The 13,742-nt window shown below is 68.7% G+C and carries 12 protein-coding genes; 8 read left to right on the top strand and 4 right to left on the bottom strand.

The window, feature by feature from the left end:
* Together L632_RS24775 and katG are read left to right on the top strand one after the other, a co-directional pair.
* Positions 1-189 (top strand): hypothetical protein (locus L632_RS24775; RefSeq protein WP_028717418.1); only part of this gene is annotated, 189 nt, incomplete at its 5' end.
* 273 nt (positions 190-462) lie between these two features.
* Positions 463-2,640, top strand: coding sequence for a catalase/peroxidase HPI (gene katG / locus L632_RS0119670; RefSeq protein ID WP_028717417.1), 2,178 nt, complete (start codon positions 463-465; stop codon positions 2,638-2,640).
* A gap of 192 nt (positions 2,641-2,832) precedes the next feature.
* On the opposite strand, the gene L632_RS0119665 is transcribed toward katG, so the two are convergent.
* Entirely contained in the window at positions 2,833-5,034 is a 2,202-nt protein-coding gene (locus L632_RS0119665) for a primosomal protein N' (protein WP_028717416.1), read from the bottom strand.
* 289 nt (positions 5,035-5,323) lie between these two features.
* Between L632_RS0119665 and fsa the strand changes: the two genes are divergently transcribed.
* The 4 genes from fsa to L632_RS0119640 all read left to right on the top strand — a co-directional run bounded on the left by fsa (position 5,324) and on the right by L632_RS0119640 (position 8,520).
* Entirely contained in the window at positions 5,324-5,977 is a 654-nt protein-coding gene (fsa, locus tag L632_RS0119655) for a fructose-6-phosphate aldolase (protein WP_024843021.1), read from the top strand.
* On the top strand, positions 5,977-6,687 hold the full coding sequence (locus L632_RS0119650) for a DUF484 family protein (protein WP_028713169.1): 711 nt from the start codon (positions 5,977-5,979) through the stop codon (positions 6,685-6,687). Before fsa ends, L632_RS0119650 begins: the two co-directional genes overlap by 1 nt.
* Complete coding sequence (locus L632_RS0119645; protein ID WP_028713170.1) at positions 6,684-7,622, top strand: tyrosine recombinase XerC; 939 nt, start codon at positions 6,684-6,686, stop codon at positions 7,620-7,622. The genes L632_RS0119650 and L632_RS0119645 overlap by 4 nt, the downstream gene beginning before the upstream one ends.
* A gap of 139 nt (positions 7,623-7,761) precedes the next feature.
* Positions 7,762-8,520, top strand: a complete 759-nt coding sequence (locus L632_RS0119640; protein ID WP_028717415.1) for a TSUP family transporter — start codon at positions 7,762-7,764, stop codon at positions 8,518-8,520.
* Positions 8,521-8,730: 210 nt separating this feature from the next.
* Here L632_RS0119640 and L632_RS0119635 read toward each other — a convergent pair whose 3' ends face one another.
* Both L632_RS0119635 and L632_RS0119630 read right to left on the bottom strand, forming a co-directional pair.
* Positions 8,731-9,549, bottom strand: coding sequence for a calcium-binding protein (locus L632_RS0119635; protein WP_051476504.1), 819 nt, complete (start codon positions 9,547-9,549; stop codon positions 8,731-8,733).
* A 139-nt stretch (positions 9,550-9,688) separates the two neighbouring features.
* On the bottom strand, positions 9,689-10,675 hold the full coding sequence (locus tag L632_RS0119630; RefSeq protein WP_028717413.1) for an asparaginase: 987 nt from the start codon (positions 10,673-10,675) through the stop codon (positions 9,689-9,691).
* A gap of 151 nt (positions 10,676-10,826) precedes the next feature.
* Here L632_RS0119630 and L632_RS0119625 point away from each other — a divergent pair, with 151 nt between their 5' ends.
* Both L632_RS0119625 and rlmN read left to right on the top strand, forming a co-directional pair.
* Positions 10,827-11,354, top strand: coding sequence for an invasion associated locus B family protein (locus L632_RS0119625; protein WP_028713174.1), 528 nt, complete (start codon positions 10,827-10,829; stop codon positions 11,352-11,354).
* A gap of 109 nt (positions 11,355-11,463) precedes the next feature.
* On the top strand, positions 11,464-12,663 hold the full coding sequence (gene rlmN, locus L632_RS0119620; RefSeq protein ID WP_028713175.1) for a 23S rRNA (adenine(2503)-C(2))-methyltransferase RlmN: 1,200 nt from the start codon (positions 11,464-11,466) through the stop codon (positions 12,661-12,663).
* A 107-nt stretch (positions 12,664-12,770) separates the two neighbouring features.
* Here the strand turns inward: rlmN and L632_RS0119615 are convergent, their stop codons facing one another.
* On the bottom strand, positions 12,771-13,721 hold the full coding sequence (locus L632_RS0119615) for a metallophosphoesterase (RefSeq protein ID WP_028717412.1): 951 nt from the start codon (positions 13,719-13,721) through the stop codon (positions 12,771-12,773).
* Between the last annotated feature and the right edge of the window lie 21 nt (positions 13,722-13,742).

Below are 13,742 nucleotides of genomic sequence, written 5' to 3'. Positions count from 1 at the left end.
TATCCCTTCGCGGCGGCGGCGGTCTGGATCAACCTGTTCATGCTGTCGCTGCTGGCCAGCTGGACCGGCCTGCCGGTGCTGGCACCGCTGCGGGCGGCCGGGGCCGCGCTGGTGCTGGGCGTGCCGGCGGCCTGGGCCTCGGGGCGCTGGATCCGCGGCCTGATGGACCGCGCCCGCCCGCGCGGCTGAACGGCTGAACGGCTGAACGGCTGAACGGCTGAACGGCTGAACGGCTGAACGGCTGAACGGCTGAACGGCTGAAGCACCTTGGGCAGGATCATAACTAAAGATTATCATAGCCATACAAACATATAAATTCCAAGTATTTTTAAAGCTGCTAGAACCTGTCGGCAGAGGGAGTGCAGATTCGCACGAGCCATCCGCTGCGGTCGCATGGCGGCCGCGGTCCGCACCCGGTATCTGCGCCGCCCCGGCGGCACGACCCAGCAAAGGAGAGCGATCATGGACGGAAACGACATCAAGACCACCGGCAAGTGCCCGGTGATGCATGGCGGGATGACCGCGATGGGCAGCTCAGTCATGGCGTGGTGGCCGAACGCGCTGAACCTCGACATCCTGCATCAGCACGACAGCAAGACCAACCCGCTGGGCAAGGATTTCAACTATCGCGCAGAGCTGCAGAAGCTGGACGTCGAGGCGCTGAAGGCAGACCTGCGGGCGCTGATGACCGACAGCCAGGACTGGTGGCCGGCCGATTACGGCAGCTATGTCGGCATGTTCGCCCGCACCGCCTGGCATGCCGCCGGCTCCTACCGCACCTCGGACGGCCGGGGCGGCGCCAATACCGGCAACCAGCGTTTCGCGCCGCTGAACAGCTGGCCCGACAACGTCAATACCGACAAGGGCCGCCGCCTGCTTTGGCCGATCAAGAAGAAATACGGCAACAAGATCAGCTGGGCCGACCTGATCGTGCTGGCCGGCACCATCGCCTATGAGCAGGCCGGGCTCAAGACCTATGGCTTCGCCTTCGGCCGCCAGGACATCTGGCACCCCGAGAAGGACACCTATTGGGGCGATGAGAAGGAATGGCTGGCGCCCAGCGATTCCCGCTATGGCGACGTCCAGAATCCCGGCACGCTGGCCAACCCGCTGGCCGCCGTGCAGATGGGCCTGATCTACGTCAACCCCGAGGGGGTGAACGGCAAGTCCGACCCGCAGGCCACCGCCTACCAGATGCGCGAGACCTTCGCCCGCATGGGCATGAACGACGAAGAGACCGTGGCGCTGACCGCCGGCGGCCACACCGTCGGCAAGTGCCACGGCAACGGCAGCGCCGCCGACCTGAGCCCCGATCCCGAAACCGCCGGTCCCGAGTTCCAGGGCCTGGGCTGGATGAACACCAAGGGCCGCGGCATCGGGCGCAACACCGTGGTCTCGGGGCTGGAAGGCGCCTGGACCACCAACCCGACCCAATGGGACAACGGCTTCTTCCAGATGCTGTTCAAGCATGAATGGACGCTGACCCACAGCCCGGCGGGCGCCTCGCAATGGCAGCCGATCTCGATCGCCGAAGAGGACATGCCGGTCGATGTCGAGGATCCCTCGATCCGCGTCATGCCGATGATGACCGATGCCGACATGGCGCTGAAGGTCGATCCGATCTATCGCGAGATCTCGCTGCGCTTCATGAACGACTTCGAGGCGTTCAGCGATGCCTTCGCCCGCGCCTGGTTCAAGCTGACCCATCGCGACATGGGGCCGAAATCGCGCTATCTGGGCCCGGACGTTCCGGCCGAGGACCTGATCTGGCAGGACCCGATCCCCGAGGGCAGCAAGACCTACAACATCGCCGGGCTCAAGGCGCGCATCGCCGACAGCGGCCTGACCATCGCCGAGATGATCGCCACCGCCTGGGACAGCGCGCGGACCTTCCGCGGCTCGGACATGCGGGGCGGGGCCAATGGCGCGCGCATCCGCCTGGCGCCGCAGAAGGACTGGGAGGGCAACGAGCCCGAGCGCCTGGCCCGCGTGCTTGCGGTGCTTGAACCGCTGGCGGCCGAATTCGGCGCCAGCCTGGCCGACACCATCGTGCTGGCCGGCAATGTCGGGGTCGAACTGGCGGCCAAGGCGGCGGGCTTCGACATCGAGGTACCCTTCGCGCCGGGCCGCGGCGATGCCACCGCCGAGATGACCGATGCCGAAAGCTTCGCGGTGCTGGAGCCGATCCACGACGGCTATCGCAACTGGCTGAAGCAGGACTATCTGGTCAGCCCCGAGGAGCTGATGCTGGACCGCACCCAGCTGATGGGCCTGACCGCGCCCGAGATGGTGGCGCTGGTCGGCGGCATGCGGGTCCTGGGCACCAACCATGGCGGCAGCCGCCACGGCGTCTTCACCGACCGCGTCGGCCAGCTGACCACGGATTTCTTCGTGAACCTGACCGACATGGGCAACAGCTGGAAGCCGCTGGAAAACGGCCTCTACGAGATCCGCGACCGCAAGACCGACGCGGTGAAATGGACGGCTACGCGGGTGGACCTGGTGTTCGGCTCGAACTCGATCCTGCGCTCCTATGCCGAGGTTTACGCCCAGGACGACAATGCCGGCAAGTTCGTCAACGATTTCGTCGCCGCCTGGACGAAGGTGATGAACGCGGATCGCTTCGATCTGCAAGCCTGATCGGGTCCGGCACTTCCGGGACGGGAACGTCCCGGGGGGCCTGTTTGCGTAACGATTGCAGCCCGGGGCCCGGCGACGGTTCCCGGGCGTTTTCATCAGCGGCAGGGTGCGAAGGCACCGGCCGGCATGGCCCTGCGCGGCCGCCCCGGCGCCGCCGGCATGAGCGGCCGGCGGCCCCGCCCGGACCATTCGTCACAGGAAGCTTTGCGGGTCGATATCGACGGCAAGCCGCAGGTTGGCCGGCGGCTTCGGCGCCCGGGCCAGCCATTGCGCGATGGCGCCCTGCACCGGCGCCTGGCGCGGCGCGCGGATCAGCATCCGCACCCGGAAGCGGGCGCGGATGCGGGCGATGGGCGCGGGCGCCGGGCCGAACAGTTCGGCGCCGATGCTGCGCAGCGGCTCGGCGCGGCGGGCCAGGTCGCGGGCATAGTCCTCGACCACCGGCTGGTCGGGATGCGACAGGATGATCCCCGCCAGCCGGCCGAAGGGCGGCATCCCCGCCGCCTGCCGCGCCGCCGCCTCGGCATCCCAGAACGCCTCGTCCTCGCCCGAGAGGATGGCGCGGATCACCGGATGCTCGGGCTGATAGGTCTGCAGAAGCGCCAGCCCCCGCGCATCGCCGCCCTCGCGCCCGGCCCGTCCCGCCACCTGCCGCATCAGCTGGAAGCTGCGCTCGGCCGCGCGCAGGTCGGCGCCCTGCAGGCCCAGGTCGGCATCGATCACGCCCACCAGCGTCAGGCGCGGGAAGTTGTGGCCCTTGGCGACGATCTGCGTGCCGATGATGATATCGGTCCCGCCCGCGCCGATCTCGGCGATCGCCTCCTTCAGCGCCCGCGCCGAGTGGAACAGGTCCGAGGACAGCACCGTCGCCTTCGCCTCGGGGAAACGCTCGGCCACTTCCTCGGCCAGCCGTTCCACCCCCGGCCCGATGGCGGTCAGCTTGCCCTCGACGCCGCAGGCGGGACAGGCGGTCGGGATCGGCTTGGTCGCGCCGCATTGGTGGCAGACCAGGCGGTTCTGGAAGCGGTGCTCGACCATGCGGGCGTCGCAATGGTCGCAGCCGATCTGCTGGCCGCAGGCGCGGCAGGCGGTGATCGGCGCATAGCCGCGCCGGTTCAAGAACAGCAGCGACTGCTCGCCGCGTTCCTTGCGGGCGCGGATTTCGGCGGCAAGCCGGGGGCTGATCCAGCGGCCCTTCTCCATCTCCTGCTGGCGCAGGTCGATGGTGCCCATCTCGGGCAGGTCCGCCGTGCCATAGCGCGCCCGCAGGTCCAGACGGCGGTATTTCCCCGAGGCCGCATTCACCCAGCTTTCGACCGAGGGCGTGGCCGAGGCCAGCACCACCTGCGCGGCTTCGATGCTGGCGCGCAGCACCGCCATGTCGCGGGCGCTGTAATAGACCGCATCCTCCTGCTTGTAGCTGGAATCGTGTTCCTCATCGACGACGATCAGGCCCAGATCGGCAAAGGGCAGGAACAGCGCCGAACGCGCGCCCACCACCAGCCCGACATGGTTTTGCGCCGCCATGGTCCAGAGCCGCCGGCGTTCGCTGCGGGTGATGCCGGAATGCCATTCCCCGGGCCGGGCGCCGAAGCGCGCCTCGACCCGGTCGAGGAACTCGGCCGAAAGCGCGATCTCGGGCAGCAGCACCAGCGCCTGCCGGCCCTGCCGCAGGCATTCCGCGACCGCCTCAAGGTAAACCTCGGTCTTGCCCGAGCCGGTGACGCCGCGCAGCAGCGTGGTGCCATAGCCGCGGGTCTTCAGCGCCGCGCGCAGGGTCTCGGCCGCCTCAAGCTGATCGGGGGCCAGCGGCTTGCCCGGCAGGCCGGCGTCCAGCCGCGGATAGGGCACGTCGCGCGGCGCCAGCACCTCGGCCAGCGTGCCGGCCTTGACCAGCCCCTGCACCACCGACGCGCTGACCCCGGCCAGCTGCGCCAGCTCGCCCGGGGCGAAGCCGGCGCCGCCGTGATCCTCGATCACCCGCAGCACGGCGGCGCGGGCATCGGTCATGCGCGCGGGCTCGGGCCCGGCGCGATGGATGATGCGGCGCGCCGAGGGCGGCTGGTCCAGATCCGGCGCCCGCGTCGCCATGCGCAAAAGCGACGGCAGCGGCGTCAGCGTGTATTCGCCCATCCGGGCCAGGAACTCGATCATCCCCGGCGCCAGCGGCGGCGCATCGATCAGCCGCGCCACCGGCCGCAGCTTCGCCGCATCGAAATCGCCGATCCCCGGCCCCCAGACCGCGCCCATCACCCGGCGCGGGCCCAGCGGCACCACCACCAGCTGGCCCAGCCGCACGCCGCCCTCGGGCGCGAGATAGTCGAGGATGCCGACCACCTCCTGCGTCAGCACCGCGATGCGCGCGCCATGGGGATAGAACAGCGGCGGGGACATCTCAGGCCGGCAGCGCCGCCCAGCCGATCAGCAGCAGCAGCGGCCAGTTTCCCACCAGGAACGGACCGGCGGCCAGGGCCGGCAACAGGTCGATAAGATCGGGCTGAAGGGCTTCCAAGTGCATTCCTCCTGCGGCAACGGCGGATAAGCGTGATCCAAAAGGTCCGCCACTAGTGGCATGTCGGCGCCCTGCCCCGCAAGCCGGGCCCGCAAGCCGCGCAGGCCGGACTTCACGCGCCGGCTGTTATGCGCTAAACCCACGGCAAAACCGCAAGAAGGGCTCCCTCCCATGAAATTCTTTGTCGATACCGCCGACGTCGCCGCGATCCGCGAACTGAACGACCTTGGCATGGTGGACGGCGTCACCACCAACCCGTCGCTGATCCTGAAATCGGGCCGCGACATCCTGGAAGTCACCAAGGAGATCTGCGACATCGTCGAGGGTCCGGTCAGCGCCGAGGTCGTCGCCCTGAAGGCCGAGGACATGATCCGCGAGGGCGAGCACCTGGTGAAGATCGCCCCGAACATCACCGTCAAGGTGCCGCTGACCTGGGACGGGCTGAAAGCCTGCAAGGCGCTGTCGTCGCAGGGCCACAAGGTCAACGTGACGCTGTGCTTCAGCGCCGCGCAGGCGATCCTTGCCGCCAAGGCCGGCGCCACCTTCATCAGCCCCTTCATCGGCCGGCTCGACGACATCAACTTCGACGGCATGGAGCTGATCGCCCAGATCCGCGAGATCTATGACAATTACGACTTCCAGACCCAGATCCTGGCCGCCTCGATCCGCTCGGTGAACCACATCACCGACGCCGCCCGCATCGGCGCCGACGTCATCACTGCCCCGCCCGCGGTCATCAAGGCGATGGCGAATCACGTGCTGACCGACAAGGGGCTGGAGCAGTTCACCGCCGACTGGGCCAAGACCGGGCAGAAGATCGTCTGATGACCGAGCAGACCGCGGCCGAACTGCCCGAGGACATCCGCGCCCGGCTGCTGGCGCAGCCCGAGCTGATCCTCGCGGATCGCGACCTGATGCGCGCGCTGATCGGCGCGCGCGAGGCCGAGGTGGGCGAGAACGTCATCGACATCCGCGGCCGCGCCATGCAGGCGCTGGAATCGCGGCTCGACCGGCTCGAGGCGGCGCATGAATCGGTGATCTCGGCCGCCTATGACAACCAGTCGGGGATGAACACCATCCACCGCGCCGTGCTGTCGCTGCTGGAACCGACGGATTTCGAGGAGTTCCTGGAAAACCTCGACGTCGCCGTGGCGCCGATCCTGCGGGTGGAAACCCTGCGGCTGGTGATGGAATCGGGCGGCGAGATCCCGGCGCCGGAAGCCAGCGGCCCGCTGGTGATCGCGCCCTCCGGCACGGTGGCCCGGCTGATCTCGGGCGGGCGGCGGATGCCGCGCGGCGACGACATCGTGCTGCGCCGCCTGGCGCGCGAGACCCTGCCCTTCCATGGCGAGGCCCGCGCCCCGATCCGCTCCGAGGCGCTGCTGCCCATCGACCTCGGGCCCGGCCGCTTCCCGGCGCTGCTGCTGATGGGCTCGGCCGATCTGGGGCGCTTCAACCCGGCGCAGGGCACGGATCTTCTGCGCTTCTTCGGCCAGGCCTTCCGGCTGGTGCTGATCTCCTGGCTCAGGAAATGACCGGCGGGGCCGAGCCTTTGGCGCTGGCCCCGGCCATGGCCGACGATCTCGCGCGCTGGCTCGACAGCGAACGCGCGACGCGCGACCGTTCCGACCACACGATCCGCGCCTATCAGGCCGACCTGCTGGCCTTTCTGGCCTTTCTCGGCGGCTATCACGGCACGCCCGCCTTGCCGGCGACGCTGGGCCAGCTGACGCAATCCGACATGCGCGCCTTTGCCGCCGCCGAGCGCGGGCGCGGGCTTTCGGCCCGCTCGCTGGCGCGCAGGCTTTCGGCGACGCGCAGCTTCATCCGCTGGATGTCGGACCGCCACGGCTTCGACGCCTCCAGGGCGCTGGCCTCGCGCGGGCCGAAATTCACCCGCTCGCTGCCGCGCCCGCTGGCCCCGGACCAGGCCGAGGCGCTGCTGGAAATCACCGGCGACACCCATCCCGAAGCCTGGATCGCCGCCCGCGACGTGGCGGTGCTGACGCTGCTCTGGGGCTGCGGGTTGCGCATCTCCGAGGCGCTGGGGCTGGACGGCGCCGACTGGCCGCTGCGCGAGGCGCTGACCATCCGCGGCAAGGGCGGCAAGGAACGCCAGGTGCCGGTGCTGCCCGCCGCCCGCGAAGCGATCGCCGAATACCTGCGCCTTTGCCCCTATCCGCTCGAACCGGCGGCGGCGCTGTTTCGCGGCGCGCGCGGCGGCCGGCTGAACCCGGCGCTGATCTCGGGGGCCATGCGCCACGCCCGGCAGGTGATGGGCCTGCCGCCAAGCGCGACGCCGCATGCCCTGCGCCATTCCTTCGCCACGCATCTGCTGGCGGCAGGCGGAGACCTGCGCACCATCCAGGAACTGCTGGGCCATGCCAGCCTGTCCACCACCCAGGTCTATACCGGCGTGGACGACGCCCACCTGCTGGCCGTCTATCGCGCCGCCCATCCCCGCGCCTGAACGGGTTCGCCGTTTCCCGAATACTTCTGCAATCCGCACCCGGCGCAGGGCGCGAAGGCCATCCCCGCTCCCGAATACTCGCCCGCCCGCGCTATCGGCCCGGCTTTACATTTCCCGAACGGCGCCCCAAAGGGGCGGCATGTTCGAACTCTCTCTCGACCTCGTGCTGCTGCTGGCCGGCGCCGCCTTCGCGGCCGGTTTCGTCGATGCCATCGCCGGCGGAGGCGGGCTCATCACCGTGCCCGCGCTGATGCTGGCCGGAGTGCCGCCCGCCCAGGCGCTGGCAACCAACAAGGTCCAGGGCGTGTTCGGCGCGGCGACGGCGGCGATCGCCTATGCGCGACGTGGGCTGGTGGACCTGCGCGGACAGATCGGCGCGGCGGCGGTGGCCTTCGCCGCCGGGCTCTGCGGCGCGGCTCTGGTCACCTGGATCCCCACGCAGGCGCTGCGCTACGGGCTGCCGCTGGTGCTGATCGGCATCGCCGTATTCTTCGCGCTGAAGCCGGGGCTGGACGATACCGACCGCATGCGCCGCATCGCCCCGGCCGCCTTCACCGCCTGCGTGGTGCCCGTCGTGGCCTTTTACGACGGTCTGGTCGGCCCGGGAACCGGCTCGTTCTTCATGCTGGGCTTCGTCATGCTGGCGGGCTACGGCATCCTCAAGGCGACGGCGCATACGAAACTGCTGAACTTCGCCTCGAACCTTGGCGGACTGGTCGCCTTCGCCGCGGTGGGCAAGCCGCTCTGGCTGCTCGGCGGCGCCATGGCCGTGGCGCAGATCGCCGGCGCGATGCTGGGCGCGCGGCTGGCGATGCGGATCGGCGCGCGGGTGATCAAGCCGCTGCTGGTCGCCACCTCGACCGTTCTGGCGCTGCGGCTGATCTGGCAGCTTCTTTAGAAATGGGGGCTTTGCGCCCCCACGCCCGCCGGGCAGGCCCGACGGGCTTCCCCCGCAGGATATTTCTCCAAGAAAGAAGCATGGCGAAGGGCACCCCCAACCGCCCGGTTTCTTTCTTGTCCAAATATCCTGGGGGAGCGCGGAACGCGCGGGGGCAAAGCCCCCTTTTGGGTCGAAGCGGGCAAGGCGCAAGGCCCCGCCCGTCCCCGGTCAGGCGAAGACGAACATCGTCTCGTCCAGGTCGGCCAGCGCCACGCCCTGCAGCACCAGCGCATTGCCGCCGCCGAAGTCGAAGACGGTATCGCCGCCGACCTGTTCGGCAGCTGCCATCAGATCGGCATGGCTGTCCAACCCGGCGATGTCGATGCGGATCAGCTCGGCCTCGTGACCGGTGCCGCAGCCGCAGGCGGCGCTGCCAGTCTCGAAGTCGATGATCCGGTCCCGGCCGCCGTTGAAGACAAAGGTGTCGCGCCCGTAACCGCCGGAAAGCAGGTCGTTGCCGGCACCGCCGTCGATCAAGTCGTCGCCGAAACAGCCGTTGAGCGTGTCGTTGCCGGCGCCGCCGAACAGCTGGTCGTCGCCGAAGCCGCCATGCAGGAAATCATGCCCCGCCTCGCCCCGCAGGGTGTCGTCGCCGAAACAGCCGTGCAGGCGGTCATTGCCCAGGCCGCCCCAGATCTGGTCGTGACCCAGACCGCCATGCATGAAGTCGTTGCCGGCCTGGCCCCACATCTGGTCGTTGCCGTTGCAGCCATGCATGGAATCGCCGCCGTCGCCGCCCCACATGCGGTCGTTGCCCAGACCGCCATGCAGGAAATCGTTGCCGCCAAAGCCGCGCATCACGTCGTTGCCGGCGCCGCCCAGCAACGCGTCGTCGCAATCGGTGCCGTCCAGCCGGTCGTTGCCCGCGGTCCCGGCGATGCGGTTGATCGTCGGCAGCCGCGCCATCTGCGCGGCAAGCTCGGCCGCGACATCGGCAAGGGTGGCGGAATAGACCGACCAGTAAAAATCATAGGAGAGGGTCGCCATGCTGATACCTCGTCAAAAAATTACCAAGAATTTTGCCCAATTTGTCTGGACCTGTCGGCTATGCCATATCCGCCGGCGAAACGCGATGCGCCCCGTCGCGCATCGGCAGCGGATCGCCTGTCTTCCGAGAGGCGGGATGTCAGACCGGGAAGCCCTCGGCGCGGCGCAATTCGCCCGTTTCCAGGCCGCGCCAGTTGCGCAGCGGGCCGGTCAGGTATTTCCGCACCACCGGATCGCCTTCCCCGAGCAGGCCCAGATGGACCAGCAAGGCCGCGATCGCGGCCTCGGCGCCGCGGGTGCCGCCGTCCGAGACCTTCAGCGCGATGCCCAGCCCACGTTCGGGAACGATGCCGACGAAGACCGCTTCGGCACCGGTCTTGACCACGGCCCGGCCCTTCATGGCGCGCATGAGTTCCGTGCAGGCCCGCCCCTCGCCGGCGACCAGTTCGGGATGGGCCAGCATGGCCTCGACCAGGCGCCGCTGGGCCTGGCCCCGCGCGCCGGCGCCGGGACGGGCGAAACCGGCCATGGCATGGGCCAGCCCCTCGACCGTGCAGGCGAAGTTCGGCGCCGAGCAGCCGTCGACGCCCCAGCCGGCGGCAGTCTCTCCCGTCGTCTCCTCGAAGGCGCGGCGCACGGCGCGCTGCACGGGATGGTCGATCTCGACATATTCCGGCCCGGCCTTCATGTGCCGCTTGAGCGTCAGGAAACCGGCATGCTTGCCCGAGCAGTTGTTGTGGATCTGGCAGGGCCGGCTGTCCGAGCAGAGCAGCCGGCGATGCTCCTCGGGGTCGCGCGGCATGTGGGGGCCGCAGCGCAGGTCCTCCTCCTCGAAGCCCAGGGCGGAAAGCCAGGCCGCGACCCGTTCGGTATGGATGCGTCCGCCGTTATGGCTGGCGCAGGCCAGGGCCAGATGCTCGCTTCCCAGCCCCGCCTGATCGGCGGCGCCGCTTTCGACCAGCGGCAGGGCCTGGATCATCTTGCAGGAGGAGCGCGGATAGATCACCGCGCCGGGATTGCCCCAGGCTTCGACGATGCCGTTCGCATCCGAAATCACCACATGACCCAGATGACTGCTTTCGCGCAGCCCGCCACGCCACAATTCGATGAGTCTGGCAGCGGTCATGGCTCTGTTTCCTCTGACAATCGCGCGATTTTCCGCAAACGGGGGTTTTTCACGGCTTCCTTTTCGCATTATCTTGCCGCCAGATGGTTGAAAACACCACCATCATCGGCAACAAGCCGGATCGAACCGGACCATGGCAGGAGGCCAGAGCATGTTGAAATTCGCGCCGCGCGCCGCAGCGGCAGCCGCCGCACTCGCGATCGCCGCGTCTTCGCCAGTCCTGGCCCAGGACTCGACGAACGTAATCGGGACCGAGGGCGACTGGACCGTCTTCTCGGCGAACAGTCCCAAGGAATGCTGGGCCGTCTCGGCCCCGAAATCCACCCAGAACCTGGACACCAGCGGCAAGCCCAAGGAAGTGACGCGCGGCGACATCCGGCTTTACGTCGCCTATCGCCCCGGCCAGAACGGCGAGGTCTCGTTCTCGGGCGGCTACCCCTTCGCGCCGGATTCGGCGGTCGAGGTGAATATCGGCGGCAATGTCTTCAAGCTGTTCACCGAGGGCGAAAGCGCCTGGACCGGCTCGCCGGCCGAGGATGCCAAGCTGGTCTCGGCGCTGCGGGCCGGCTCGTCGGCGGTCATCACCGGGCGCTCGGCGCGCGGCACGGTGACCAAGGACACGTTCAGCCTGTCCGGCATCACCGCCGCGACAAACAAGGCGCAGGCGGCCTGCAAATAAGCCGCACCCGACCGATTCGGCACAGGCAGGGGCTTCGGCCCCTGTTTTCTTTTGGGCCGTCCTGCCCTATATAGGCCCATTGCCCCCTCCCCGCCCGGACAGCCCAGCCATGAACGCCCCGTCGCCCGTCACGCCCGCCCCGATCACCCAGGACCTGCTGACCATCCCGCGCAAGCTGCCCGAGACGGCGCGGCGGAACCTGATCGGCCTGACCCGCGCGCAGCTGCACGAGGCGCTGATCGAGGCCGGCACCCCGGAACGGCAGGCGAGGATGCGCGTCGGCCAGGTCTGGCAATGGCTCTATCACTGGGGCGTGCGCGATTTCGCGCAGATGACCAACCTGGCCAAGGACTACCGCGCCCTGCTGGCCGAGAAGTTCGAGATCGCCCTGCCCGAGATCGTCACCCGCCAGATCTCGGCCGACGGCACCCGCAAATACCTGCTGCGCATCAGCGGCGGGCACGAGGTCGAGACCGTCTACATCCCCGAGGAGAACCGCGGCACGCTGTGCATCAGCTCGCAGGTCGGCTGCACGCTGACCTGTTCCTTCTGCCACACCGGCACGCAGAAGCTGGTGCGCAACCTGACCGCGGCCGAGATCGTCGGCCAGGTCATGGTCGCCCGCGACGACCTGGGCGAATGGCCGAAGCCCGGCGCGCCCAAGGACGAGACGCGGCTGGTTTCCAACGTCGTGCTGATGGGCATGGGCGAGCCGCTGTATAATTTCGACAATGTCCGCGACGCGATGAAGGTGGTGATGGATGGCGAGGGCATCAGCCTGTCGCGCCGCCGCATCACGCTGTCGACCAGCGGCATCGTCCCCGAGATCGCCAAGACCGCCGAGGAGATCGGCTGCCTTCTGGCGGTCAGCTTCCACGCCACCACCGACGAGACCCGCGACCGGCTGGTGCCGGTGAACAAGAAGTGGAACATCGAGACGCTGCTGAATGCGCTGCGCGACTATCCGCGCCTGTCGAACAGCGAGCGCATCACCTTCGAATACGTGATGCTGGACGGGGTGAACGACAGCGACGAGGACGCCCGCCGGCTGGTCAAGCTGATCCGCGGCATCCCGGCCAAGGTGAACCTGATCCCGTTCAACGAATGGCCCGGCTCGCCCTATCGCCGGTCGAGCTGGGAGCGGATCGAGGCTTTTGCCGACATCGTCCACAAGGCCGGCTATGCCTCTCCGATCCGCACGCCGAGGGGCGAGGACATCATGGCGGCCTGCGGCCAGCTGAAATCCGCGACCGAGCGCGGCCGCAAGTCGCGGGCCGAGATCGCGGCCGAGGCGGGCGGAGCGGCCTGATCCGGGACCGCCTGCATCGACGGCGCACCGGAGGGACTTCGCGTCCCCCGTCCGCCGCAGGCGCGGCGGACTCCCCTGCGGGGTATTTGGGCAACGAAGAAGCGGCCTCAGGCCAGGTCCAGCACCCGGCTTTCCTCGCGGCCGAAGCCCTGGATCTCGATCCGGTCCTGCTGGATCGTGACGATGGCGAAGCAGGACTGGTCGGGCGTATCCACCATGCCGCGGAAGTTCACGAAATGCTGCTTGCCGATGGCGGCGTAATTGCCGGCATGGTTGTGGCCGTTGAACCAGGCCAGGCAATGCGGATGCGCCTTGACCAGCTCGACGATGCGCTCGCTGTCCCAGAGATTGTGCTCGTTCGCCGGATAGACCGGGTAGTGGCACAGCAGGATGGCGCGCTCGCCCGCCCCCGCCGCCGCCTTCAGCCGCTCCTCGAGCCAGGCGAATTGCTGGTCCGACAGCGAGCCGTTCCAGCTTTGCGCGTTCTCGGCGCCGCTTTCCTTCAGCTTCGCCAGCCGCTCCTCGGCCAGGGTGCGGCGTGGATCGTCCTGGGGCGGCGCGAAGGTCGAGACGTCGTTGCCGTCCACCACGATGAAGCGGATGCCCTTGACCGCGAAATCGTAATAGGGCGCCGGCATGCCCACGGTGCGGACCACCGAGGGAATCCATTCCGGCGGATAGTCGTAATCGTGATTGCCAAGCAGGAAATGCTTGCGATGCCTGAGCCGGTCATAGACCGGCAGGATATGGCCGTAGCTTTCCCAGTGCCGGTCGATGATGTCGCCCAGCGTCACCACGAATTCCAGGTCGTCGTGCTGGTTCAGCTCGGCGATGGCCGCGTCCAGCTTCCACAGCGAATTGCCATAGAAGCGGGTGGCGGTGGCGTTCGGGACGACCGGGGCGAATTGCGGATCGCTGATCACCCCGAAGCGGAAGGGGGTGAAGCCGGCCGATGCGGTTTCGCCCTCCTGCGCCAGCGCGGCCGTGCCGGCGGCGGCGGTCGAGACGAGGGCGGCGGCGGCCGGTGCCGCTGCCAGCAGATCGCGACGGGTGAACATGGTCGGTCCTCCTGAGACGGA

The sequence above is a fragment of the Paracoccus sp. J39 genome, assembly GCF_000518925.1.
Lineage (GTDB): Bacteria > Pseudomonadota > Alphaproteobacteria > Rhodobacterales > Rhodobacteraceae > Paracoccus.
Note: the sequence above shows the minus strand (reverse complement) of the source record. Positions and strands in the feature narration are given on the sequence as shown.